This is a genomic window from Deinococcus budaensis, from assembly GCF_014201885.1.
GTDB lineage: Bacteria > Deinococcota > Deinococci > Deinococcales > Deinococcaceae > Deinococcus > Deinococcus budaensis.
The window spans coordinates 31,084-54,141 of record NZ_JACHFN010000003.1; the positions used below are offsets into that span (position 1 = coordinate 31,084).

At 70.2% G+C, this 23,058-nt stretch carries 21 protein-coding genes and 1 tRNA gene; 13 read left to right on the forward strand and 9 right to left on the reverse strand.

Annotation, left to right across the window (positions count from 1 at the left end; translation table 11 throughout):
• The first annotated feature begins 21 nt into the window (after positions 1 to 21).
• The 5 genes from aroQ to rpsI all read left to right on the forward strand — a co-directional run bounded on the left by aroQ (position 22) and on the right by rpsI (position 2,689).
• Positions 22 to 453 carry a type II 3-dehydroquinate dehydratase gene (gene aroQ / locus HNQ09_RS05020; RefSeq protein WP_184026337.1) on the forward strand — a complete coding sequence of 144 codons (432 nt, stop codon included), beginning with the start codon at positions 22 to 24 and terminating at the stop codon, positions 451 to 453.
• Positions 450 to 1,265, forward strand: coding sequence for an alpha/beta hydrolase-fold protein (locus HNQ09_RS05025; RefSeq protein ID WP_184026339.1), 816 nt, complete (start codon positions 450 to 452; stop codon positions 1,263 to 1,265). Before aroQ ends, HNQ09_RS05025 begins: the two co-directional genes overlap by 4 nt.
• A 13-nt stretch (positions 1,266 to 1,278) precedes the next feature.
• Positions 1,279 to 1,617 carry a PDDEXK-like family protein gene (locus HNQ09_RS05030; RefSeq protein WP_184026342.1) on the forward strand — a complete coding sequence of 113 codons (339 nt, stop codon included), beginning with the start codon at positions 1,279 to 1,281 and terminating at the stop codon, positions 1,615 to 1,617.
• A gap of 242 nt (positions 1,618 to 1,859) precedes the next feature.
• Positions 1,860 to 2,285 (forward strand): 50S ribosomal protein L13, encoded by a 426-nt coding sequence (gene rplM, locus HNQ09_RS05035; protein ID WP_184026345.1) that lies wholly within the window; start codon positions 1,860 to 1,862, stop codon positions 2,283 to 2,285.
• A 2-nt stretch (positions 2,286 to 2,287) separates the two neighbouring features.
• Positions 2,288 to 2,689, forward strand: a complete 402-nt coding sequence (gene rpsI, locus HNQ09_RS05040; protein WP_221269636.1) for a 30S ribosomal protein S9 — start codon at positions 2,288 to 2,290, stop codon at positions 2,687 to 2,689.
• A gap of 69 nt (positions 2,690 to 2,758) precedes the next feature.
• Here the strand turns inward: rpsI and HNQ09_RS05045 are convergent, their stop codons facing one another.
• Both HNQ09_RS05045 and HNQ09_RS05050 read right to left on the reverse strand, forming a co-directional pair.
• Positions 2,759 to 3,235, reverse strand: a complete 477-nt coding sequence (locus tag HNQ09_RS05045) for an NfeD family protein (protein ID WP_184026348.1) — start codon at positions 3,233 to 3,235, stop codon at positions 2,759 to 2,761.
• 6 nt (positions 3,236 to 3,241) lie between these two features.
• Positions 3,242 to 4,219, reverse strand: a complete 978-nt coding sequence (locus HNQ09_RS05050; RefSeq protein WP_184026351.1) for an SPFH domain-containing protein — start codon at positions 4,217 to 4,219, stop codon at positions 3,242 to 3,244.
• A gap of 284 nt (positions 4,220 to 4,503) precedes the next feature.
• On the opposite strand from HNQ09_RS05050, the gene HNQ09_RS05055 reads away from it, so the two are divergent.
• Positions 4,504 to 5,937, forward strand: a complete 1,434-nt coding sequence (locus HNQ09_RS05055; protein ID WP_184026354.1) for an ATP-binding cassette domain-containing protein — start codon at positions 4,504 to 4,506, stop codon at positions 5,935 to 5,937.
• Here HNQ09_RS05055 and HNQ09_RS05060 read toward each other — a convergent pair.
• A complete protein-coding gene (locus HNQ09_RS05060; protein WP_343057618.1) occupies positions 5,915 to 6,724 on the reverse strand; it encodes an HAD-IIB family hydrolase in 810 nt (269 codons plus the stop codon). The genes HNQ09_RS05055 and HNQ09_RS05060 overlap by 23 nt on opposite strands.
• Positions 6,725 to 6,825: 101 nt before the next feature.
• Positions 6,826 to 7,308: a 50S ribosomal protein L19 gene (rplS, locus tag HNQ09_RS05065; protein ID WP_184026357.1), complete on the reverse strand. Its 483-nt coding sequence runs from the start codon at positions 7,306 to 7,308 to the stop codon at positions 6,826 to 6,828.
• 289 nt (positions 7,309 to 7,597) lie between these two features.
• Here rplS and HNQ09_RS05070 point away from each other — a divergent pair, with 289 nt between their 5' ends.
• The 3 genes from HNQ09_RS05070 (at position 7,598) to lipA (ending at position 10,236) form a co-directional block, all read left to right on the forward strand.
• Complete coding sequence (locus HNQ09_RS05070) at positions 7,598 to 8,380, forward strand: hypothetical protein (protein ID WP_380002787.1); 783 nt, start codon at positions 7,598 to 7,600, stop codon at positions 8,378 to 8,380.
• Positions 8,381 to 8,520: 140 nt separating this feature from the next.
• Positions 8,521 to 9,237, forward strand: a complete 717-nt coding sequence (gene lipB / locus HNQ09_RS05075; RefSeq protein WP_184026363.1) for a lipoyl(octanoyl) transferase LipB — start codon at positions 8,521 to 8,523, stop codon at positions 9,235 to 9,237.
• A gap of 3 nt (positions 9,238 to 9,240) precedes the next feature.
• Positions 9,241 to 10,236, forward strand: coding sequence for a lipoyl synthase (gene lipA, locus HNQ09_RS05080; RefSeq protein WP_184026366.1), 996 nt, complete (start codon positions 9,241 to 9,243; stop codon positions 10,234 to 10,236).
• 155 nt (positions 10,237 to 10,391) lie between these two features.
• Here lipA and HNQ09_RS05085 read toward each other — a convergent pair whose 3' ends face one another.
• Positions 10,392 to 13,505 carry a DUF11 domain-containing protein gene (locus HNQ09_RS05085; protein WP_221269637.1) on the reverse strand — a complete coding sequence of 1,038 codons (3,114 nt, stop codon included), beginning with the start codon at positions 13,503 to 13,505 and terminating at the stop codon, positions 10,392 to 10,394.
• A gap of 633 nt (positions 13,506 to 14,138) precedes the next feature.
• Positions 14,139 to 14,215: transfer RNA gene (locus HNQ09_RS05090), tRNA-Ile, on the reverse strand.
• 178 nt (positions 14,216 to 14,393) lie between these two features.
• On the opposite strand from HNQ09_RS05090, the gene HNQ09_RS05095 reads away from it, so the two are divergent.
• On the forward strand, positions 14,394 to 15,539 hold the full coding sequence (locus HNQ09_RS05095) for a sensor domain-containing diguanylate cyclase (protein WP_184026370.1): 1,146 nt from the start codon (positions 14,394 to 14,396) through the stop codon (positions 15,537 to 15,539).
• 48 nt (positions 15,540 to 15,587) lie between these two features.
• Here HNQ09_RS05095 and HNQ09_RS05100 read toward each other — a convergent pair whose 3' ends face one another.
• A complete protein-coding gene (locus HNQ09_RS05100; protein ID WP_184026373.1) occupies positions 15,588 to 15,875 on the reverse strand; it encodes a DUF427 domain-containing protein in 288 nt (95 codons plus the stop codon).
• A gap of 83 nt (positions 15,876 to 15,958) precedes the next feature.
• Between HNQ09_RS05100 and HNQ09_RS05105 the strand changes: the two genes are divergently transcribed.
• The 3 genes from HNQ09_RS05105 (at position 15,959) to HNQ09_RS05115 (ending at position 20,815) form a co-directional block, all read left to right on the forward strand.
• Positions 15,959 to 19,045, forward strand: coding sequence for an alpha-amylase family glycosyl hydrolase (locus HNQ09_RS05105; RefSeq protein ID WP_184026377.1), 3,087 nt, complete (start codon positions 15,959 to 15,961; stop codon positions 19,043 to 19,045).
• 110 nt (positions 19,046 to 19,155) lie between these two features.
• Positions 19,156 to 19,794 (forward strand): DUF47 domain-containing protein, encoded by a 639-nt coding sequence (locus HNQ09_RS05110; protein WP_184026380.1) that lies wholly within the window; start codon positions 19,156 to 19,158, stop codon positions 19,792 to 19,794.
• 22 nt (positions 19,795 to 19,816) lie between these two features.
• Positions 19,817 to 20,815: an inorganic phosphate transporter gene (locus HNQ09_RS05115; RefSeq protein ID WP_184026383.1), complete on the forward strand. Its 999-nt coding sequence runs from the start codon at positions 19,817 to 19,819 to the stop codon at positions 20,813 to 20,815.
• A gap of 85 nt (positions 20,816 to 20,900) precedes the next feature.
• Here HNQ09_RS05115 and HNQ09_RS05120 read toward each other — a convergent pair whose 3' ends face one another.
• Together HNQ09_RS05120 and HNQ09_RS05125 are read right to left on the reverse strand one after the other, a co-directional pair.
• Positions 20,901 to 22,148, reverse strand: coding sequence for an acetyl-CoA hydrolase/transferase family protein (locus HNQ09_RS05120; RefSeq protein ID WP_184026386.1), 1,248 nt, complete (start codon positions 22,146 to 22,148; stop codon positions 20,901 to 20,903).
• Between the two features lie 84 nt (positions 22,149 to 22,232).
• Positions 22,233 to 23,057 (reverse strand): type III pantothenate kinase, encoded by an 825-nt coding sequence (locus HNQ09_RS05125; protein WP_184026389.1) that lies wholly within the window; start codon positions 23,055 to 23,057, stop codon positions 22,233 to 22,235.
• Between the last annotated feature and the right edge of the window lies 1 nt (position 23,058).

A 23,058-nucleotide genomic window follows, 5' to 3' on the forward strand; every position in this document is an offset into this window, starting at 1 on the left:
CCACCCTGTTACGCTGCCCGCATGATTCTCGTCCTGAACGGCCCGAATCTGAACCGCCTCGGCCTGCGCGAACCCGGCGTGTACGGCTCGCAGACGCTCGAAGACCTGGAGCGGCTGTGTGAGGAATGGGGCGCGGAACTCGGCGTGCCCGTCACCTGCCGTCAGAACAATTACGAGGGGCAATTGCTGGAGTGGATTCAGGACGCGGAAGCCCACGGCTTCAGCGGCATCGTGCTCAATCCCGGTGCGCTGACCCACTATTCCTACGCCCTGCGCGACGCGATCGCCGGGCAGCCCCTCCCGGTGGTCGAGGTCCACATCTCCAACGTGGACGCCCGCGAGGAGTTCCGGCACCGGTCCGTGACAGCGGCGGTCTGCAAGGGGAAAATCAGCGGCCTGGGCTTGCTGGGCTACCGGCTGGCGCTGGAAGCCCTGACCGAGGGGACCGCGTGAGCTGGCAGCCCTACGCGGCGAGGCCGGACAGCACCGTGACGGGCACGCTCCTCCAGTGGGAGGGGGTGGCAGACGAACACCACGCCGCCCGCACCCTGCTTGCCTGGCTGCCGCCCTCGTACGCCGCTGAGCCAGGGCGCCGTTACCCGGCCGTCTACTTCCACGACGGCCAGAACGTCTTCGACGCGGCGACGGGCTTCAGCGGCGAGTGGGGCGCGGACGAGACGCTGACCCGGCTCGCGCAGGAGGGCCTGGAGGCCGTCGCGGTCGGCATCCCCAACGGCGGCGAGCGGAGATTCCACGAGTACAGCGCCGCCCCCACTCCCGAGTTGCCGGACCTGGGCGGGGGCGGCGCGGACGACTACGTCGCCTTTTTGTCGGAAACGGTCAAGCCGCTGGTGGACGGCAGCCTGCGGACCCTTCCCGGCCCGGACAGCACGGTCGTGATCGGCTCCAGCATGGGCGGCCTGGTGAGCCTGCACGCCCTGCTGACCCGCCCGGACGTGTTCGGGCACGCCGGGGTGATGAGTCCGGCCTTCTGGACGGCGCCCGTCGAAGCCTTTACCCGCGTGCAGACCAGCCCCACCCCCACGGGGCGAATCTGGCTCGACATCGGCGGGCGGGAAGGCCCCGGCGAGCCTGAGCGCCAGCGCGCCTACTGGCAAGACGCCCACGCCATGCGCGACCTGCTGCTGGACAAGGGGATGGGCGAGCGGTTGCGCTTCGTGGCCGACCCCCAGGGGACGCACCACGAATCGGCGTGGGCGGAGCGGTTGCCGGGGGCGCTCAGGTTTTTGCTGGGGGAGGAGTGAAATGGCGGGTGGAATGAGCAACAAACTCACCGGGCAAATCGGGGAGTTCCTGGTGTGTGCCGAGCTGGGGCGGCAACTGGACCTTGTTGCGACACCCTTTGCCGGAAACGTGCCCGCTTTCGACCTGCTGGTGGCGGATGAGCAGTGCCGTTCCATCCCGATTCAGGTCAAGGCAGCCAGGGGCCTTCAGTGGCTGTCTCCCGCGAACAACTGGATTAATCTGGAGGTCGTCGGTACCCGTCAGGTGGACAAGGGCGACCGACAAGTTGCCCACCCCAACCTGATCTACGTGAGGGCCGCAAAGTCCCCTGGTCCCGTCCACGCAATCCCGACTCCTTTGACGCACGCCTGAACGCTTCTCAAATGAAGCACTTCGAGAACAACTGGGACCTTGTTCAGCGCCAGCTTGAGGCGCAGTCCCCGCCCCAAGTGCCCTTGCCCCTCCCCCCTGCCCTCTGATACCTTGACCTTTAGTGTTTCGCGCTTGGTAGGGCCGGAACGACCGGGAGGCACCCGGAGGCGCACGCCTGAAGCTTTCCCCCGAGCGGGGCGGGGCGCACTCGCAGCCAAATCCCACATTGACGGAGTTCTACGGTGAAAACCTTTGTTCCCAAAAACGACGAGCAGAACTGGATCGTGGTGGACGCGGCGAACGTGCCGCTCGGCCGCCTGGCGACCCTGATCGCCAGCCGCATTCGTGGCAAGCACCGCCCCGACTTTACGCCCAACATCATCCAGGGCGACTTCGTGGTCGTGCTCAACGCCGCGCAGGTCGCGCTGACCGGCGGCAAGCTCGACGGCAAGGTGTACACCCGCTACACCGGCTACCAGGGCGGCCTCAAGACCGAAACCGCCCGCGAGGCGCTGAAAAAGCACCCCGAGCGCGTGATCGAGCACGCCGTGTTCGGCATGCTGCCCAAGGGCCGCCAGGGCCGCGCGATGCACAGCCGCCTGAAGGTCTACGCGGGCGAGACGCACCCCCACGCAGCCCAGAAGCCCCAGAAGCTCGAGGTCCGGTAATCATGGCGATTCAGCAAGTTGAGCAGTTCTACGGCACCGGCCGCCGCAAGGCCGCCATCGCGCGCGTGTTCCTGCGCCCCGGCGAGGGCAAGATCATCGTGAACGGCAAGGAGTTCCAGACCTACTTCCGGGGCCTGCTGCGCGCCGTCCACGCCCTTCAGGCGTTCCGCGAGACCGGCACTGCCGGGCGCTACGACGCCGTCATCACCGTGACCGGCGGCGGCCCCAGCGGCCAGGCCGACGCGATCAAGCTGGGCATCGCCCGCGCGCTGCTGAAGGTCAACCCCGACTTCCGCGCCCAGATGAAGCCCAAGGGCCTGCTGACCCGCGACCCCCGCGAGGTCGAGCGCAAGAAGTACGGCCTGAAAAAGGCCCGCCGCGCGCCCCAGTTCAGCAAGCGCTGAGCAGCGCTCCCCGCAAAGCCCCCTCCCAGCGCGGAAGGGGGCTTTTTGCGCTGTCTGCCGGGGCGCAGGTCAGCGCCCGCGCTCCAGCGCCTGTTCCAGCGCCGTCTTCTCCACCTGCAAGGTCGCCCCGTCGGCGCCGATCACCCGCACGGTCGCCCCGGCGGGGAGGTCGGGGCCAGTCGCGCGCCAGTCGCTGTCACCCACCCGCACGCGGCCCACGCCGTTCTCGATGGCGCTGGTCACGGTGACGGTGCGGCCCACGAAGCGCGAGGCCCCCTGGTTGAGATCCCCGCCCTCCTCACCGCCGACCGGCAGCCGGGCGACGTAGTGGCGACCGATCAGCACGGCGGCCAGGCTCAGGCCCGCGAACAGCAGCAGCTGCACCGCCACCGGCAGCGGCACCACGAACACGACCAGCCCCAGGCTGAAGGCGGCCAGCGCCAGCCACACGAAGAAGATGCCGGGCGCGGCCACCTCCAGAATCAGCAGGACGGCGCCCAGCACCCACCAGTGCCACGGCTGCACGGACTCGAAGCTGGGGAGCATAGCCGCCTACCCCCGGCGCGTGCCGACCGGAACGGCCGACGAGGACATGGAGGGGGCCGCCGTGCGCGCGCTGCCGCTGCCAAACGCCTCGCGCGCCACCTCCGCGATGCCCTGGAGGCTGCCCAGCATGGCGGTCGCCTCCAGCGGCAGGATCAAGGTCTTCTGGTTGGGGGCGCTGGCGATTTCCTTGAGGGCGTCCACGTAGCGCTGCGCGACGAAGTAGTTGATCGCCTGCACATTGCCCGCCGCGATGGCCTCGCTGACCATGCGGGTGGCCTCGGCCTCGGCCTGGGCGCTGCGCTCTCTGGCTTCGGCCTCCAGAAAGGCGGCCTGGCGGCGGCCCTCGGCGTTGAGGATCTCGGCCTGCTTCTCGCCGTCGGCCTTGAGGATCGCGGCCTGCCGGAAGCCCTCGGCGTCGAGGATATTGGCGCGCTTCTCGCGCTCGGCCTTCATCTGGCGGGCCATCGAGGCGACCAGGTCGGCGGGCGGCCGGATGTCCTTGACCTCGATGCGGGTGGCCTTGATGCCCCAGGGTGCGGTCGCCTCGTCCACCACCAGCAGCAGCCGGGCATTGATCTGGTCGCGGTTCGAGAGCAGCTCGTCGAGGTCCATGCCGCCCATCACGGTGCGGATGTTGGTCATGGTGAGGTTGAGGGTCGCCACCTCCAGGTTGCGGACCTCGTAGCTGGCCTTGGCCGCGTCGAGCACCTGGTAGAAGACCACCGCGTCCACCGTCACCAGCGCGTTGTCCTTGGTGATGACCTCCTGCGAGGGCACGTCGAGGACCTGCTCCATCATGTTCATCTTGCGCCCGATGCGGTCGATGTAGGGAATGATCAGGTTGAGGCCCGGCTTGAGGGTGCGCTGGAACTTGCCGAACCTCTCCTGGGTCCATTCGTAGCCCTGCGGCACGCTTTTGACCCCGGCGAGCAACGTGACGACCACCAGCAGCAGCAAAACGACGACGAAGATCGTGAATCCCATGTTGCCTCCTGTACTGCCGGGTACGCCGCGCTCAGGGGGAAGGTTCCCGCCGCCGCCGCGCGGACCCGTCCAGCGGCAGGAGTTGTTCAGCAGCTTGAGCACGCGCCGCACAGGTGCTCGGGTGCCCGTGCAAGCCAGCACTGGCTGGACCGGCCGCGAGGGGAGCGCCCAGCACCGGGAGGGCCGCCCAGCTCCCAGTCGTGGGCGGAGAAAAGCACGGCCCGCCCTGCGGCCTCGCCTCTCCCCCACCGCTGCACTCGCCCTGCCCGCTACACTCGTGGGCGATGCTCCTCCCGCCGCGCCCCCCGCCGCTGATCGAACTCAGGGACGTGACGGTGCGCGCGGGGGGCCAGACCCTGCTGGGCGGCGTCTGGCTGCGGCTGCGGCCCGGCGAGGCGCTGCGGCTGCTGGGACCCAACGGCGGCGGCAAGACCAGCCTGCTGCGGCTGCTGGCGGGCGAGCTGGCCCCGGTCTCCGGCGAGCGGATCTACGGTCTGGGCGGCGGGGTGCAGCGTTCGGCGGTGCGGGCGCGGCGCACCCTCTCGGTGGTGGGGCCGGACGCCGAGGCCTTTTACCTCACGCGCGACTGGCTCCAGACCGCGCGGGACGTGCTGCTGGCCGGATACGAGGGGGACACCCTGAGGCGCTGGGAGCCGGGGCCAGAGGCGCTGGCGCGGCTGGAGACGGTCGCGGCCTTGACCGGCGTGGGGGCGCTGCTGGCGCGGGATTTCCGCACGCTCAGCCACGGGCAGCGCCGCCGGGTGATCCTGGCGCGGGCGCTGATGCCCGCTCCCGAAGCGCTGCTGCTGGACGAATTCACCGACGGCCTGAGCGCCGGAGCGCGGGCCGAGCTGGGCGGCGTGCTCGCGCGGGTCCACGCCTCGGGCACCGCCGTGGTCCTCGCCACCCACCGCCCGGAGGAGGTGCCGGGGCTGCCCTGGCGCACCCTGCGGGTGGTGGGCGGGCAGCTGGAGCAGGAGAGACCCACCGGAAGAGCGCCAGCGCCCCGCCCGCAGGTCGTGTTGCCCCGGCCCCCGGGGTCCGGCGACCTGATCCGGCTGCGCGAGGTGGAGGTCTACCGCAATGGGCGGCGCGCCCTGGGGCCGCTCTCGTGGACCTGGGAGGCCGGGCAGCACTGGCTGGTGACGGGCGAGAACGGCAGCGGCAAAAGCACCCTGACCCGCCTGATCGCCGGAGAGCTGCACCCCGCGCTGGGGGGCCACATCGAGCGGCCCCTGCTCGCCCGCGACCGGCTGACCGAGCGGCGGCGCAGCGCCGGGCTGGTGGGCGCCGAGGTGGGCATCCGCCAGCGCCGGGACTGGACCGGCCGCGAGCTGCTGGCAAGCGCCTGGAGCGGCGCGGAAGGCTTCGCGCCGGAGCTGACCCCCGAGCAGGCGGCGGCGCTGGAGGTCCTCGCCACGCGGCTGGACCTGACCGGGCTGCTGGACCGCCGTGCCCCGACGCTCTCGCAGGGGCAACTGCGCCGCCTGCTGCTGGCCCGGGCCGTGCTGCACGCGCCCCGCCTGCTGCTGCTGGACGAGGGGCTGGATTTCCTCGACCCCGCCGCCCGCACCCGCTTCCTGGCGCTGCTGCCGGAACTGGCGCGGGCCGGGACGCACCTCTTGGTGGTGGCGCACCGGGCAGAAGACGCGCCGCCGGGCCTGACGCACCGGCTGGAACTCAGGGGCGGGCAGATCAGCCGCGTGGAGCCGCTGTAGCCTGCAACTGGTCGGCCAGCCTGTGCAGGTACTCACCCAGGGCGTCGGGGCCCGCGACCTGCTCGTGGGCGTGGGGGGCGAGCAGCGGCAGGTGGCCGAGCTGCACCGCGTGCCCGGCGAGTTCCAGCATCGCCACATCGTTGTCGCTGTCGCCAAAGGCGACCGTGCGCTCCAGCGGCACGCCCAGCGCGTCCGCGATCAGGGTCAGGGCCGCGCCCTTGTGCGCGCCGGTCGGGGTGACGGTCAAGAACTGCTCGTAGGGGGGCTGCGCGCCGGTCAGGACCAGCTGAGGGTGCAGGTCGCGCAGCCGCGCGGCGAAGTCGGCCACGCCGGGATGGTAAAAGCCCACCTTGAGCACCCCGTCGGCGGGGGCCTCCGCGAGTGGCCGGACCTGGCGCGCGCGCATCCACCCTTCCGGCTGGGTGCCGGGCGGCAGGTCCACGTACAGGGCGTCCGGGGTGAACACGACCACCCGGGCGTCTTCCAGCTCGTGGGCCAGCACCGCCTCCAGCTCGTGGGCCGAAAAGCGGGCCTCGGCGTGGACCTGCCCGCCGATCTCGATGCGCCCGCCGTTGTTGGTGGCGACCGCGTCGGGCTGCGCGGCCTCCCACACCGGGCCGGGGGCCGCGTCCCGCCCGGTGATGATCGCCAGCCGCGCCCCCAGCCCCCGCAGGCGGGCCAGGGCCTGCACGGTGGCCGGGGGCACCTCGCGGCCTTGCTCGGGAATCAGGGTGCCGTCGAGATCGAAGGCGAGCAGCAGCGGCAGGTCGGCGGGCGAGCGGGTCACGCGAGCCAGCCTAGCAGCCCAGGCGGCCCGCCGCAGGCCAGCCACGGCAAACCGCCCACCCCGGCAAGGGGGCAGGCGGCGTGCGGCGCAGCGGAAAGGCTTTACTCGCCCAGCGTCTCGGCGGGCGTGTCCTGCACAGGGGCGTCTTGCACGGCGGCGGTCTGGGCCTGGGCGTCCGCCCGGGCCTGCCCGGCGCGCGCGGCGTCTTTCATCACGCGGCTGCGGTCGTTCTTGATGCGGGCGGCCTTGCCGCGCAGCTCGCGCAGGTAATACAGCTTGGCGCGGCGGACCTTGCCGCGCTCCAGCACGCTGACCTTGGCAAGCAGCGGGCTGCTGAAGGGAAAGACGCGCTCCACGCCCTCGCCGAAGGAGATCTTGCGGACCGTGAAGCTCTTGCGGCTGCCCGAGCCGTTGATGGCGATGACCACGCCCTCAAAGGCCTGGTTGCGGGTGCGGTTGCCTTCCACGACCTTGGTCTCCACGCGGACGGTGTCGCCCGGCTGGAAGTCGGGGTGGTCCTGCTTGATGTGGCCCTGCTCGACCGAGCGCAGGATGGCGCCACGGTTCACCTTGATGTTCTGCATGACTGTCTCTCCTTTGCCAGCGGACCGCCCCACCTTCCCGGCCTTTGCCGGGCAGAGACGTTCTTGGCCCTGCTGTACGCGCCCACGCCTAGAGCGCGGGGCAGACCTTGGGAGTATACGCGGCCGCAGCGGGCGCGCTCAAGGGGGCCGGGGCGGGGAACCGGACGTTCGGGGCACGGCCCGCCCCGGACCAGGGGCCGCAGGCAGCCCTGGAAGAGCTGCCCGCGCGTCCAGACCTCAAGGCCAGGCGACACTTTTCTCACGTTCCTCTGGGCGCAGCATGGAACGCGTGAAGGATGCCGAGAAGAGGGACGCCCTGCTGGCCGCCGCGCAGCGGGCCGTGGGCGAGCACCGCCGCCGGGTGCGGGAGGCGCGCGCGCGCGAGCATGTGGGGGCGGCAGGCTGGGCACAGAGCAGCACGCTGGAAAGCATCATCCGGGCGGGCCGCGAGGGGCTGGCCGCGACCGACACCCTGCGCGAGGTCGTGCGGCTGACGACCGAGCAGTTGCGGACCCTGCCGCTGGCCGCCGCCCCCGGGGAGCGCGAGGCCCACGCGCACGCCCTGGCCGAGATCGTCCACAGCGGTGAGACGCAGCTCACGGCGGCCGAGGCGCTGGACGCCCTGGTCTGCCGCGCGCTGGACGACGTGGCGCAGACGCCCGTGGGGGAAGTCAGCGTCACGGCCCTGCGCCGCATTCACGAGCGGGTGCAGGCCCAGGTCGGGGCGCTGAACACCATCGTGGCCTCGGCGCGGGCGCAGGCCAGCACGCTGGAGGAGGTCGCGCGGCTGGAGCGCGTCAGCGCCGAGCACCAGGGGCGGGTCAACGCCATCCGGCAGTTCAGCGCCACCGAGGAGGTGCAGGCGCTGGCCGAGGCCGGGGAGCAGCTTGTGGAGCGCATCGCGGACCTCGACGAGGCTTCCGGCGAGCAGCTCGGCGCCCTGACCCGCATCGGGGAAGCGGTCACCGAGCAGGTCAGCGAGACGGCGGCCTCCCCTGCCCAGCAGGCCGAGGCGCTGCAAGACCTCGCCCAGACCGCGCAGCGCCGGGCCGAGGAACTGCGCGAGGGCTAGGCCCCCCCCGGCCCCGGCCCCGCCGCCTCCAGACGGACCAGCGCAAGCACGAGGATTGACCAGCCGCGCGCGTCAATCTGTCCCGCAATGTCGTCCTCCGGCACGGTGGGGCCGGGCGGGAGCGGCGTACAATCCGGGGCGTGAGAGACGCACCTTTTCGCGTGCTGGACCTGGGAGCCGTGCCCTACCGCGAGGCGTGGACCCGGCAAAAGGAGCACCACGCGCAGGTCGCGGCGGGGGGCCAGCCCACGCTGCTGCTGGCCCAGCACCCGCCCGTGCTGACGCTGGGGCGCAAGGCGCGCGAGGGCCAGAACATCGTCGTGACGCGCGAGTACCTCGCCGCCCAGGACATCGAGGTACTGGAAGTCGAGCGCGGCGGCGACGTGACCTACCACGGCCCCGGCCAGCTGGTCGCCTACGCGATCTTTCCGGTCGGGCGGCGGGTGCAGGATTTCTTGCGGCTGCTGGAGGCGGCGACCATCCGGGCGCTGGGGGACCTCGGCCTCCCGGACGCCCGGCCCAATCCCGGTTACGCGGGCGTGTACGTGGACCCGAGAACGGTCAACGGCCGCGAGTACGAACAGAAGATCGCGTCGTTCGGGGTGGCGGTGCAAAAGCACGTCGCGCTGCATGGCCTGGCCCTGAACGTCACCACCCATCTCCAGCATTTCGACCTGATCGTGCCGTGCGGCCTCTCGGGCACCCAGATGACCAGCGTCGAGCGCGAATACGCTCTGCGGGGCCTGAACCGGACTGCGGGCGTCGGGGAGGCCCAGGACGCCCTCACCCGCGCCTTTCACACCACCTTTGAAGCCTACGACTGGACGCTGCCGCAACTCGCCGCAGCGGGGAGTTAAGCCATGACCCAGCCTGAATCCAACCCCCAAGAAGCGCGCTTTGTCAAGAACGGCATCTACCGCAAGGATTCGGTGCCGGTGCGCGACAAGAAGCCCGAGTGGCTCAAGGTCACCATCCCGACCGGGCAGGTGTTCGGCGAGGTCCGCAAGATCGTCAAGGAACACCGCCTGCACACCGTCTGCGAGGAAGCGATGTGCCCCAACATCGGGGAGTGCTGGAGCCGGGGCACGGCGACGTTCATGCTGATGGGCCACATCTGCACCCGTGCCTGCCGCTTTTGCGCGGTGGACACCGGCAACCCCATGGGCAAGCTCGACCTGGGCGAACCCGCGCAGGTGGCCGACTCGGTGCGGCTGATGGGCCTGAAATACGTCGTGCTGACCTCGGTGGACCGCGACGACCTACCCGACGGCGGCGCCTACCACTTCGCCAAGACGGTGACGGCGATCAAGAAGGTCAATCCCGAAACGCGCGTCGAGGCGCTGACACCCGACTTCGGCGGCAACGCGGCCTGCGTGGACCTGGTGCTGGAAAGCGGCGTGGACACCTACGCGCAGAACCTCGAAACGGTGCGGCGCCTGACCCACCCGGTGCGTGACATCCGCGCGAGCTACGACCGCACGCTCTCGGTGCTGGCCCACGCCAAGCGGGCACGCCCCGACGTGATCACCAAGACCTCGATCATGCTGGGCCTGGGCGAGACGCGGGAGGAACTGCGGGAAGCGATGGCCGACTGCCGCGCCGCCGGGGTGGACGTGCTGACCTTTGGCCAGTACCTGCGCCCCACCATGCACCACCTGCCCGTCGAGCGCTACGTCTCTCCGGCCGAGTTCGGGGACATCCGCGAGGAGGCGATGGGCCTGGGGTTCCTGGAGGTCGTGTCGGGGCCCCTCGTCCGCTCCTCGTACAAGGCCGAGCAGATCGTGATGGACAAGCCCGGCAGCCTGCCCGAGCACCTCGCGCACCTGGAAGAGGGCGCGCAGCTCAGCCTGATCTGAGACCCCCAACAGGCGAGCGCAGCCCCGGTCCACAGCGGGCCGGGGTTGTTCGCCGCCTGGTGCGGGCAGGTGCGGCCCAGGGGGTCGGGCGGGGAATCAGGCAGGGAAAAACCCCCGCCCGCAGGCAGGGGTCTTCCCGTGAAGCCGGGGGGCTTTCAGTCGGTGATGAAGGTGTGCTCGCTGTCTTCGAGCTTGCGCCCGTTGCCCTGATCCCAGGTCATCGAGGAGCGGAAGAGGTCGTCGCCCTTCTGGCTCGCCACGACCTGGAATTCCAGCCACAGGCGGTCTCCGGGGTCCATGCGGTCGACGTGGAAGCGGAAGCTGCGCTGGTCGTCGGCGGGAAGGGCCGTCACCGCCGAGCCGGAAACCGTGAAGCTCCAGGTGGACGGATCGCGCAGATCGAGCACGCGGGTCGTGGTGGCGCCGTCGCTGTTGCGGAAGCGCACCAGGATCGAGCGGCTGCTGATGAAGTTCGCCATCCTGGGCAGGGCCGCGTCGATAAAGACGTTGGTCGCCGCGCTCTCGCCCTCGTTCTCGTAGTACAGGTCGTAGACGTACTGCGAGCCGACCGGGTAGGCGTCGGTGCCGCGGTCCTGGTTGAACTCGCTAAAGGCGATGCTGTTGTCCCACAGGTCGCGGCCCCAGGCGGGCTTGCCGACGATGTCCACGTAGGCGCAGTCTTCCAGGAAGTTGCGGCCCCGGTCGAGCGTGTAGCGCTGCAAGGGATCGAGGTTCGGGACCTCACCGAACGGCCCCTCGTATTGCAGGTACTCGGGCGTCTCGAGGCGGGCGACCTGGTTGAGGTTCCAGCCGAACAGCCGCACGCAGTTCTCGTTCTCGTCGCCCACGACCTCGCCGCGCAGGGTCATGCGGATGGTGCGCGAGGCGCCCACCGGCAGCGTTCCGAGGTTCAGGCCCACCCGGCGGTCGCCCGCGTTGGCCTGGTCGAAGCGTTCGAGCGCCAGGATGTTGCCCTGCTCGTCGCGGGCGACCGGGCCGCTGAAGGCCGGGCCGTAGGTGTCCTCGATGCGGGCGTTGAAGAGGAAGCCCTCCTGGCCGTACTCGTTCGGGAAGCGGCTCTTGAGCTGCCCGTAGGCGGTGCGGATGCGCGGGTCGACTTCCAGCACCGTCGAGCGGTCGATGTTCAAGACGCCGATCTCGAACTCGGCCTGCTGGTTGGTCACGACCTCGGGGTCCAGCGCGTCCTTGTCGATCAGGGCGACCGGGCGCACCACGTGGATGTACTTGTAGGCGTCGACCTCGGCGGCGTTGCTGGCGGTGACCTTGGCGCGGTTCTTGATGTCGTAGGGGTCCTCGTACTCGGCGTCGAGGTTGGCGCTCGTCTCGGGCGGCGTGATGCCGTAGGCGCCCTGGAGGGCCGAGACCGGGTCGCTGTCTCCGTCGCGGTCGTTGTCGTTCCAGGCGTAGCCGGGCTTCTGGCGCGCGTACACGTCAATGGCGATTCTCAGTTCGGCCCCGGCAGCCAGGTCACCGATCTCGTTGAAATCGATGGTGTGGGTGTTCAGGTCGTAGTCCGAAGCGATGGTGCCTGCGCTCGCGCCGCCCGCGTCCACCAGGCGGGCGCTGCCCAGCACGTAGCCCAGCTCGGCAGGCAGCTCGTCGCGGACCGTGACGTTGCGCGCGACCGTGCCCGAGGTGTTGCGCACCCGGATCTGGTAGGTGTAGGTCTTGCCGACCGTGAAGTTGTCCTCGGTGGTCGCCGTGCGGTTGGCGTTGTCGAGCCTCGGGGGCAGGTTCACGTCGGTGGGCGCCAGGGGGTTTTGCGCGGGCGTGGTGCGGGCAAAGCCGGTCCAGGTGATGATGTTGGGGCCGGTCTTCTCGATCTCCAGGGCCGCGCCGCTGAAGGTCTTGCCAAAGGTGTAGCTCTTGAGCAAGAAGTCGTAGGGCACGCCGCCGAACACGACCCGGTAGTAGTAGTCGGCGCGCACGTTGGCCGTCAGGGGCAGTTCCTGGGCGGTCAGGTCGAGCGCCGGGCGCAGGTAGACGTTCTGGGCGCCCGAGGCGTCCACGCTGCCGGAGCCGCTGATCGCGCTGGCGTTGGTGGTCAGGAAGAGGCGCTGGAGGTCGCCTTCCTGTCCGGCCACGGGTTCGAGGGTGTAGCGCACGAAGCCGGGGAACTGCTCGCCGCCCACCGGGAAGGGTCCCGACTGCGGCTGCTTGGTGTAGGCGACCGTGCCGAAGGTGTGCAGGCGCTGGGCCGCGTTGAACCAGTTGTTCTCGAACGAGCCGACGTTCTTCCCGAGGCGCTGACCGGTGGGAATGGTCGCGCTGGCGCCGAAGCTGGTGTCGCCCCGGTAATACAGGTGGCTCATGTTCGTGAAGAACATCTTGAACTCGGCGAGCGCGGCGCTGGTGGGCGCGTCGGAAGCGTCGCTGGCGCTCACCACCAGTTTCACCGGGGTGCCGTAGGCGGGCGCGCTGGTCGCGTAGACCGTGAAACGCACCACGCCCTGCGCGTCGGAGAAGGCGGTGGCGTTCAGGGCCTGCGCGCTCAGCGCCGGCGCGGGCGCCGCACCCATCTGGACGTGCCCCGCGATGATGCTCACCGACGGGCTGTCCGCCGTGACGCTCACCCGGGCGCCGGGCACCGGCGCGCCCGCCGCGTCACGCACGACCATCTGCACCAGGACGGCTTCCTCGGTCTGCGAGGCGTACAGCATCACGTCCTTGTTGGCGTTGGCTTCCTGAAGCCCCGGCAGGGCCGCCCCGCCCGCGTCGGTGACCGGGGTGTCGCCGTTAAAGGCGATGCTGGCGACCTGCTGCTGGGCGACCTGGGCCGTGCGGTATTCCAGCGAGACCGAGGCGTCCTTGTTGGCGGCGCAGTCGAGGCTCACGCTCTGGGGCGTGTTGGGGGCCTCGTAGCCCTGCATCTGGTGGCCGACCACCGTGTAGCGGCCTGCCGCAAAGGTGGCCGAGAGCTTTTGCCCCGCCACCGCCGTGCCGGAAAAGACCGTGTCTCCCGCCTCGTTCTTCACGCTGATGGGCGCCACGACCATCCCGTTGATCGGGGCGACATTCAGCAGATTGACCGTCAGGGTGGCGCAGCCGGGGGCGGGAGGCGTGACCGGCGGCGTCACGGGCGGGGTGACGGGCGGCGTCACCGGGGGCGTCACGGGCGGCGTCACCGGCGGCTGAACGATGGGGGGCTGCACGGCAGGCGGCTGCGCCGTTTGCGGCGCCGTGCTGCCGCACGCGGAGAGAATCAGGGCACCGGTCAAGGCCAAACCGAGATACTTGAATCCCTGCATGGTGGCTCTCCCTTTCGGCTGCGCGTACCGCCAAGCGGCGCACGCCACCGCCGCGAAGGCCCGGGCCTGGGCCGCCGCGTCCTGCATGAGTGAAAGTCGCACGAAACGTCCCTGAGAACGGGTCTTACGTCTGTTCCTCATCCCGCGTTCAGGGTGCTTGAAGGATCGACCGCACGGCTATCCGGAAGTGGACTTCATGGTCACCCCCTGCGCATATGTCGGTTTTCTAACAAAACTGTAGTTCCTGAAGAATGCCTCATGGTGAGAAAACTTAATCCTTTCAAAATCCAGCGATCAATACGGACTTTTCAAGGAAGCGCCTCATGACTTTCAATGTGTAAAATAAAGTACCTGAGAGATCTGAGTATCGCCTCAACATCTAAAATGATGTATACAGTGGGCGCCATACGAAAATTAAGACCAAAGTGAGTAAGGTCGGGTCGTGTCGACCTCCATAGAAACGCAAGAAATGTTCCAATTCGGCGTGTCGGCTATGCCCTAAACCTATGCCAGAAGCGGCAACTCACTCAAGATTCATAGTTTCTCAGGCGGTTTTGGGCAGATTGTGGGTATTCGCCTGAGCGCAGGAAGTCAGGCAAAGGCACAAAAAAAGTCCCCCTGGCAGGGGGAAAGTGGTGCGGATGCCCAGACTTGAACTGGGGACCTCACGCTTATCAGGCGTGCGCTCTAACCAGCTGAGCTACACCCGCGCACCGGGAGGAGAAAGAAGCGACCAGTCCTTGCGGACGAGCGGGTGACAATCTAGCAGGGCGGCCCGGAGGTGTCAACGCCCCGGCGGGCGGCGGGCGCTGGGGGAAGCGGCGCCCCCAGCGGCAGGGGGGCAGATGTCAGGTTCCAGTGAGGCGGAGCGTGTTTTCCTGCCCGGGTATGCGAGATCCGTTCCTGCCGCTCTCAGACGCCCTGCCCCTGACCAGACCCTGGTCCGGGCGGCGGCTGGGGGGCGGGGTGGACCGGCAGCGGGGCACCTACCAGAGCGTGCTGCCCCTCGCACTGGTGGGCAGCCTGCTGACGCTCACGCTGAGCTGGCCCGCGCCTCCCGCCGCGCTGGGCCTGGGCCTGGGCGTGTCGGGGCTGCTGGCGGCGGCCCTGGTGCTCTCGGCGACGCCGCGCTGCCCGCTGTGGGTGCTGGACGCGCTGCTGCTGGCAGGCGGCTGGGCCTTTTTGCTGGGGCAACTGGCGCTGACCCTGTTCCGGCCGGACGCGGCGGCGGACGTGACGGCCCTGGGGGGCCTGCTGCCCTGGTTTCTGGTGCTGCTGCTGGCACCCGGCTGGCTGCTGGGGCAGACCCAGGGCCGGGTGGTCAGCCTGGGCGCGCTGGGCCTGACGCTGGGCCTGACCGTCGCCGCCCTGACCGGGCCGCTTTCCAGCTGGGGTCCGGCGGGGGGGGCGGTACTGGGCTGGCTGGCCCAGCTGCTGCTGGCAAGCGCCGCCGCCATGCTGGGCCAGGAGACGGCCGCCTGGCGCTCCCGCGATCTGGCGCGGCAGGGCGCCTGGGCGGGCCTGGCCGAAGAGGAGCGGGACGCCCTGACGGGTTTGCCGCACCGCCGGGCACTGACGCGGCTGCTCACGGCCCACCTGAGGCGCCAGGGGCCGGGGCTGGCGGTTATGGCGCTGCGTATCGACGGCCTGGAACGCATCGAGGAGGAACGTGGGGTGGCGTTTGCCGAGGCCCTGCGCGCCCACCTCGCGCGGACGCTGAGCGCGGCGGTGCGTCACGGCGACGTGGTGGGCTGCCTGGAGCGCGGCAGCTTCGCGGTGCTGATGCGTGTGCCGGACGCCCGCACGGCCCGCATCAGCGGCGAGCGGCTGCGGCTGCGGGTCGCCTCGCGCCCGCTGGGCGGCGTGCTGACCACCGTGAGCGTCGGCGTGGCGCTGTGGCGCGGCCACAGCGCGGGCCGCGCCCTGCTGGCCGACGCCGAGGAAGCGCTGGAACGCGCCCACACGGCCGGGGGCAACTGTGTGGCGCTGGCCCTGGCCGCGCCGCCGACCTCCCCGGCCACGGCCGCCGCCTGACTCCCCATTCTGCTTCTCCGCTCTCCCCTCCCCGCCCGCCTTCCCCGCTCAGTCCCCGGGCACGACCTGCACCCCGCGCCAGAAGGCGACCCGGCCCGCCACCTGGCGCGCGGCGTCTTTGGGTTCGGGGTAGTACCACGCGGCGTCGGGGTTTTGCTGGCCGCCGACCTCCAGCGTGAAATACGACGCCGTGCCCTTCCAGGGGCAGACCGTGTGGGTGCTCGACGGGCGCAGGTACTCGTCTCGCACGCTGGCGCGCGGAAAGTAGTGGTTGCCCTCCACGACCACCGTGTCCTGCGACTCGGCGATCACCTCGCCCTGCCAGATCGCTTGCATGGTTCAGGTTAAGCCTTCCCCCACCCAGCAGACCGTCAGCAGATTGACAGCCAGCGGGAGCGCAGCGTCCAATAGGTTCACCTATGAAACGCTTCCAGAAGGTGGGGCGCCTCAGTGCCCTGGCGGCCCTCACGTTGTCGCTGTCGGCCTGCGGCGTCTTTCAAGCCCCCGGCCGGGCGCCCGGACCCGGCACCGACGTCCGCGACTGGCGTGACGAGGTCATCTACTTCGCCATGACCGACCGCTTTGCCAACGGTGACCCCAGCAACGACAACGGCGCGGCGCGCGGGGCGGGCGACCACGCCGACCGCTCCAATCCGCTGGGCTGGCACGGCGGCGACTTCGCGGGCCTGAAGGCCAAGATCGAGGAAGGCTACTTCAAGAAGATGGGCTTCACGGCGCTGTGGATCAGTCCGGTGGTCCTCCAGGTTCCGGCCATCGTGGCGCAGGACAAGGTCAACAAGGGCCAGCTGTTTGCCGGGTACCACGGCTACTGGGCCGAGGACTTCTTCCAGACCGATCCCCACTTCGGCACGCTGGCGGAATACAAGGCGCTGGTGAACGTGGCGCACAAAAACGGCCTCAAGATCATCCAGGACATCGTGGTGAACCACGCGGGCTACGGCGCGACCCTCACGAAGACCAATCCCGAGTGGTTCCACACCGAGGCCGAGTGCCAGGCCAGCCCCAACCCGGTCGTGGACTGCCCGCTGGCGGGCCTCCCCGACTTCAAGCAGGAAGTGCCCGAGGTCACCCAGTACCTCAACCGGTTCGTGAACCACTGGCGCAGCGAGACTGGCATCGACGGCCTGCGGATCGACACCATGAAACACGTGCCGGACAGCTACTGGCGGCAGTTTTTCGCGGCGGGCGGCGCGGGCGATCCCCGCAAGATCTGGTCGGTGGGCGAGGTCTTTGACGGCAACCCGGCCTACCTCGCGCGCTTCATGGACGAGCTGGGATCGCCCAGCGTGTTCGACTTCGCGCTGTATTTCGCCCTCAAGGACCAGGTGAGCAGCGCAGGCGGCGACCTGGGGCGCGTGGCGGACGTGTTCGCGCAAGACGGCGCCTACCGCGACCCCACCCGCCTGACCACCTTCGTGGACAACCACGACGTGCGGCGCTTTGTCAGCGAGGTCACCGAGCGCGGCGGCAGCGCCGAGCAGGCCCGCGAGCGCCTGGACCTCGCGCTGAGCCTGATCTACACCTCGCGCGGCACGCCCAGCGTGTACCAGGGCAGCGAGATCGCGCAGCCGGGCCTGGGCGATCCCTATGACTACGAACTGGGCAAGGGCAACCGCGAGGACATGAACTTCGCCGCGCTGGCGCAGAGCACGCTGGACGAGCGGCTGGCGGCCCTGGCCGCTGCCCGCGCGAAATACCGGGTGCTGACGCGCGGGGCGCAGCAGGAGCTGTGGCGGCCGAATGGAGGCGCCCCGATCCTCGCCTACCGCCGGGTGGCGACCGACAACCGGGGCGGGCAGCCGGTGGTCGTGGTGATCAACAACGGGGACGCGCCCGTGGACCTCGCCACGCTGACGGGCGGCGGCATTCCGCTGCTGGGCACCTTCGCTAACACGCCGATCCAGGAAATCACGGGGAGGGTCACCAACCTCGGCCTCAGCGACGGCAAGCTCGTGGGCATGGTCCCCGCCCGCACGGCTCTTGCCATCACGGCCCAAGCGGGCAGCGCGGCGGGCACGGTCAACCCCCGCCTGCCGGAGGTGAGCGGGCTGACCGCGCGGGCCGGGGACGGCGCCGCCGAGCTGCGCTGGACGGCCAGCACGGACGCGGCCGTGACCGGCTACCGCATCTACGCGCGCACCGCGGGCGGTCAGGAACGGCTGCTGAACTTCGCGCCGCTGCCCAAAACCCAGACCACCTTCCTGGCGCGCGGCCTGCCCAACGACGCCGAGACGACCTTCCGGGTGGTCACGGTGGACGCGCAGGGCGCCGAGAGCCGGGGCGCCAGCGTGAAGGCCACGCCCAGCGCGAGGAACACGGTCAAGGTGAGCTTCACGGTGGACGCCCGCAGCCAGGGCAACGGCCCCATCGAGCTGCGGCGCTTCGACACGGGTTCGCAGGTCGAGTACCCCATGACCCAGGCTTCTCGCGGCCTCTGGAAGACGGACATCGAGCTGCCCCTCTTCCGCGAGATCAAGTTCAAGTTCGGCAACGACGGCCCCGGGGCGAAGAACAGCGGCTACGAGGGACCGGGTCAGGGCGACCGCTCCTACGTGGTGGGCAGCGGGGACGGCAGCTACAGCGGCACCTACGACTTCATCGACAAGCCGGTGCCGGGCGCGACGGTCGAAGGCCGGGTCACCGGAGCCGGGACCCCGCTGGGCGGCGCGCTGGTCGAGGCGACGACCGCCGACCCCGCGCTGAACTACGCCCTGACCTTTGCGGACGGGACCTACACCCTCTTTGCCCCGGCGGGGGCGCACACCCTGAAGGCGTCGGCGGAGGGCTACGCTCCCGGTACCCGGCAGGCCACCGCCCCGGCGACGGGCGTGGACTTCGACCTCACGCGCGCCGCCTCCGGGGGCACGGTGGTCGGGAAGTACCGCGTGGACGGCGATCTGGGCGACTGGACCGCCCCCAAGGTGAGCGTTCAGAGTCCCGCCGAGGGCGTCTTCGGGGCCGACAACAACTGGCTGACCCTGCGGGCCGACAGCGACGCGCAGTATCTGTACCTCGCCTACACCTACCGGGTGTCGGGCAACAAGGCGGTCGTGTACCTCGACTTCAAAGACGGCGGCGCCGCGCAGGCCGACCGCTTCGAGGCGTGGCGGCAGGCGGCGACCTTCAGCGGCGGCATGGGCGGCGTGGACGCTTTCATTCCCCGCTACGAGAACCAGAACGCCGAGCTGCGGCTGGTGCAGAGCGACACCGCCACGCCTGCCGTGGACGCGGGCCGCTACACCGTCGCCACGGCGGGCACCCTCCCGGCCCAGACCGTCGAGCTGGCGGTTCCCTGGTCGGCGCTGGGCCTGAGCGGCGCCCCGGCAGGCGGCGTCAACGTGGTGGGCGGCATTTTCGGCGGCGACGGCTACGGCGCGGGCGACATCATCCCCGACGCGGGCAGCACCCCGCCCGGCGCCAACACCATCGGCAGCGACGCCGAGCAGCGCCGCGCGACCTTCACCCAGCCCCTGAACGTGAAGTAACCGCTAGACTCGGCCCTGCGCGGGAGGCCTCCACTCCGGGGCCTCCCGCTTTGCCCTGCCCGCGCCCTGACGCCGAGCTGACAAAGTCGCGGAGAATCGAGAGGATTGTCATGGTGCTGTCAAAATTCATGCCCAAGAACCCCCAATTCAGCGCGAAATTTGCTGAAGCCGCCCGCAACGCGCACGTCACCGCCCAGGCGCTGGTGGACCTGCTGGAGAACTACACCGACGTGGAGGTCAAGGTGCAGCGCGTCCGCGACCTGGAGCATGAGGGCGACCGCATCACCCGCGAGATCACCAACATGCTGGCCGAGTCCTTTATCGTGCCGTTTGACCGCGAGGACATCATCGCGCTGAACAACGAACTCGACGACCTGGTGGACGACATGGAGGACGCCGCGCGCAAGCTCAGCCTCTACGGGGTCGAAAAGCCCCTGCCGCAGATGGCGCGGCTGGCCCGGGTGGTCGAGCAGCAGTGCGCGCTGCTGGCGCAGGGGATGCCCCTGATCGAGAGCAAGGACCGTATCCGCGACCTTGCCGCGCTGGCGCAGCAGATTCGCCAGCTCGAAGACGAGGGTGACCTGATCAGCGACGAGGTGCAGCGCCAGCTGTACGACGGCGTCCACGACGTTCCCGGCATGATCCGGGCGATGCGCGGCGGCGAGATCGTGGACCTGATCGAGGACGCCTCCGACCAGGCGCAGCGCGTCGCCAAGACCGTCGAGAGCATCCTGCTCAAAAACGCCTGAGCCGGGAGACTCCTCACGACGCATGGATACGCTGCTTATCGGTTTTCTGGTCATCATTGCGCTGGCCCTCGCCTTTGACTTCATCAACGGCTTTCACGACACCGCCAACGCCATCGCCACCTCGGTCGCCACCAAGGTCCTCACGCCCGCCCAGGCCATCGCCATGGCCGCCATCCTCAACGTGGTGGGGGCACTCTCGGGCACGGCGGTCGCCAAGACCATCGCCACCGACATCGTGCCGCAGGATTTCGCCACCCTGGAGCTGACGGGGGCAGCGCTCCTGAGCGCGATCCTCTGGAACCTCTTCACCTGGTGGAAAGGGCTGCCCAGCAGTTCCAGCCACGCGCTGATCTTCAGTCTGGTGGGGGCGGGCGTCGCGTCGGGCGGCTGGGGCATCATCATTCCCCGGGGGGTGCAAAAAACGCTGACGGGGTTGGTCAGCAGCCCGGCGCTGGGCTTCCTCGTGCCCATCGTCTTCATGGCGCTGCTGTCATGGCTGGTGCTCAGGTGGATGCGCCCGCGCACGGTCACCCGCACCTTCCGCTGGCTCCAGATCGTCTCGGCGGCCTTTATGGCCTTTTCGCACGGCAGCAACGACGCGCAAAAGGCGATGGGCATCATGACGTTCGCCCTGAGCGCCTACCTGGGCACCCAGATCGGGGAAGTGCCGCTGTGGATCATCCTCTCGGCGGCCCTGGCGATGGGCCTGGGCACCAGCGTGGGCGGCTGGCGCATCATCAAGACGATGGGCTTCAAGGTGGTGGACCTCAAGCCTGTGGACGGCTTCGTGGCCGAGGCCAGCGCCGCCGCCGTCATCACCGCCGCGACCCACCTGGGGATTCCGGTGAGCACCACCCACACCATCTCCAGCTCGATCATGGGCGTGGGCACGACCAAGGGCTTTCGCAAGGTCAAGTGGCAGGTCGCCGGGCGCATCGCCCAGGCCTGGGTCTTCACCATCCCGGTGTGCATCGCGCTGGGCTGGGCGATTCACAAACTGATCCTGCTGACGGGCGTGTAGCGCGCGGCACGCCGCTGGTGGAGCGCCGAAGCAGGTGGGCGACGGGAGTTCCGGTCGCCCACCTTCTCCTTTTCTGTTCTCCTGCCTACGTCAGGCCCAGCCGCCGCGCCTCGTACCACAGGTGCTCGCGGGCGTGGGGGTGGGCGGCCTGCTCGATCAAGGCCGCCGCCTGCGCCTTCTCGTCGTGGCCGAGAATCTCCGCGACGCCCTGCTCGGTGACCACGGCGGTGGGCTGAAAGGACGTGGTGGGTTCCTGCAAGGTGGGGACGATGGTGGAGACCTGCGCCTTGGGGTGCCAGGAGCGCAGCGCCATCAGGGCCTGGCCGCCGGGCGAGTGCAGCGCCCCCACGATGAAGTCGGTCTGTCCGCCGAAGCCCGAGTGGATGCGCGCCCCGATGCGGCTGGCGTTGGCCTGGGCGAACAGGTCCACCTGGAGCGCGGTGTTCACGCTGGTCATCTGCGGTTGCTGGGCGATCTGGGCGGGGTCGTTGGTGACCTCGGTGCGGCGCATGACCACCCGCTCGTTGCCGTCCAGCCAGCGGTACAGCTCTGGCGACCCGAAGGCGAAGGAACTGACCACCGGGCGATCCGGGTCCAGCGCCCCCGCCGCATCCAGGTGCAGCAGGCCGTCACTGAACATCTCCGACCAGACGCCCAGACGGCGGCGGCGGCTCAGGCCCGGCAGGGTGGCGTCGGGCACCTCCCCGATGCCGAGTTGCAGGGTCGCGCCGTCCCGCACCCGCGCCGCCACGAGGTCACCGATGCGCGCCGCCGCCCCGGCCGCCCCCGGCGTCTGCCCCGCCCGCGCGGGGGGCGAGGCGAGCGCCTCGTCCACCTCCAGCAGGCCGTCGAAAAGCGCCAGCGGATACTCCCCGTCCCCGAAGGTGTAGGGCATCTGGGGGTTGAGCTGCGCGAGGATCAGCCCGCCGCGTGCCTGGCACGCCTCGATGGCCGCCGGGAGGATGTAGACCTCGGTGCCCAGCGACACCCGCCCGCCCCGGGGGGCAGACACGTGCAGCAGCAGCACGTCGGGCGGCCGGGTGGTGGAAAACAGCAGCGGCACCTGCGAGAGCCGCGCGGGGGTGTAACTCAGCCGGGCGCTGCCGCGCATCCCCGGTCCCACGAAGGAGGTCTCGTAGCTCACGCCGTCCCGGCGCGGCAGGCCCTGCGGGGCGTTCAGGGCGCTGAGGCGGTAGCCGGGCAGGGTGCGGTCGAGCAGTTCCAGCAGCCGCCAGGGCACCGCGTGGTTGCCGCTGACGACCACGCGGGCGTCCGGGGGCAGGCGCCGGTCTTCCAGCAGGGCCTGAAGCGGCGCGGCGGACATGGTGTTCATGGTTTCATTCTGCGCCGGGGTGTGCAGACCGGGGCAGGCGCCGTCCCGCCTCGCGGATCGCGGGGCGCCGGGAGGGTCAGCCGGTCAGAAGGTGCCCGCCGAGGAGGGTGGCCCCGCGGCGGCCACTCCGGGGCGGCTGGCCCACAGCTCGACCAGGCCGCGCAGGGTCAGGGTCTCGTCGTAGTGGTCGATCTCGCGGCACAGGCCCTCGACGGTGCGGGCAAAGCCCCCGGTGGCGACCGCCACGGCGTCTCCGGGCAGCTCGGCGCGGATGCGGCGCAGCAGCCCGTCCACCATCTCGGCGTACCCGAAGACCAGCCCGGATTGCAGGGCGTGGGTGGTGTTCTTGCCGATGGCGCTGGCCGGCGCCTGGAGGGTGATGCGCGGCAGCTTGGCGGCGCGGGCAAAGAGGGCGTCGGCGCTGACCTGCGCGCCCGTCGCCAGCACCCCGCCCAGAAAGCGCCGCCCGCGCCCGATCACGTCGAAGTTGGTGGAGGTGCCGAAATCCACCACGACCCCGTACTCGTGGGCGCCCAGGTACCGCTCCACCCCGAAGAGGTTGGCGAGGCGGTCGGCCCCCACGCTGCCCGGCTGGTCGAGGTCCACCGTCACGTCGGGCAGGGCCTCGGCGCTGACCTCCAGGGCCTCGACCCGGAAATGCCGCCGCAGGGCCAGCGCGTAGTTCTGCCCGACGGGAGGCGCCACGCTGCTCAGCACGGCGGCGCGCGGCACCCCGGCGCCCGCCAGCGCGAACAGGCCATGCAGTTGCAGGGCGAGGTCGTCGGGCAACATCTCGCGGTTGGTCCGCACCCGCCAGGAATGGGTGAGGCTCAGGTCGGCGTCCGCGAGGCCCAGCACCGTGCTGGTGTTGCCGATGTCCACGGCAAGCAGGGGAAAGGAGACGGCCACG

Excerpts from the sequence above, each read along its gene's own strand:
- aroQ (WP_184026337.1), top strand. The coding sequence starts at position 22 with ATGATTCTCGTCCTGAACGGCCCGAATCTGAACCGCCTCGGCCTGCGC.
- HNQ09_RS05030 (WP_184026342.1), top strand. The coding sequence starts at position 1,279 with ATGAGCAACAAACTCACCGGGCAAATCGGGGAGTTCCTGGTGTGTGCC.
- rpsI (WP_221269636.1), top strand. The coding sequence starts at position 2,288 with ATGGCGATTCAGCAAGTTGAGCAGTTCTACGGCACCGGCCGCCGCAAG.
- HNQ09_RS05045 (WP_184026348.1), bottom strand. The coding sequence starts at position 3,235 with ATGCTCCCCAGCTTCGAGTCCGTGCAGCCGTGGCACTGGTGGGTGCTG.
- HNQ09_RS05050 (WP_184026351.1), bottom strand. The coding sequence starts at position 4,219 with ATGGGATTCACGATCTTCGTCGTCGTTTTGCTGCTGCTGGTGGTCGTC.
- HNQ09_RS05055 (WP_184026354.1), top strand. The coding sequence starts at position 4,504 with ATGCTCCTCCCGCCGCGCCCCCCGCCGCTGATCGAACTCAGGGACGTG.
- rplS (WP_184026357.1), bottom strand. The coding sequence starts at position 7,308 with ATGCAGAACATCAAGGTGAACCGTGGCGCCATCCTGCGCTCGGTCGAG.
- lipA (WP_184026366.1), top strand. The coding sequence starts at position 9,241 with ATGACCCAGCCTGAATCCAACCCCCAAGAAGCGCGCTTTGTCAAGAAC.
- HNQ09_RS05085 (WP_221269637.1), bottom strand. The coding sequence starts at position 13,505 with ATGCAGGGATTCAAGTATCTCGGTTTGGCCTTGACCGGTGCCCTGATT.
- HNQ09_RS05095 (WP_184026370.1), top strand. The coding sequence starts at position 14,394 with ATGCGAGATCCGTTCCTGCCGCTCTCAGACGCCCTGCCCCTGACCAGA.
- HNQ09_RS05100 (WP_184026373.1), bottom strand. The coding sequence starts at position 15,875 with ATGCAAGCGATCTGGCAGGGCGAGGTGATCGCCGAGTCGCAGGACACG.
- HNQ09_RS05105 (WP_184026377.1), top strand. The coding sequence starts at position 15,959 with ATGAAACGCTTCCAGAAGGTGGGGCGCCTCAGTGCCCTGGCGGCCCTC.
- HNQ09_RS05110 (WP_184026380.1), top strand. The coding sequence starts at position 19,156 with ATGGTGCTGTCAAAATTCATGCCCAAGAACCCCCAATTCAGCGCGAAA.
- HNQ09_RS05115 (WP_184026383.1), top strand. The coding sequence starts at position 19,817 with ATGGATACGCTGCTTATCGGTTTTCTGGTCATCATTGCGCTGGCCCTC.
- HNQ09_RS05120 (WP_184026386.1), bottom strand. The coding sequence starts at position 22,148 with ATGAACACCATGTCCGCCGCGCCGCTTCAGGCCCTGCTGGAAGACCGG.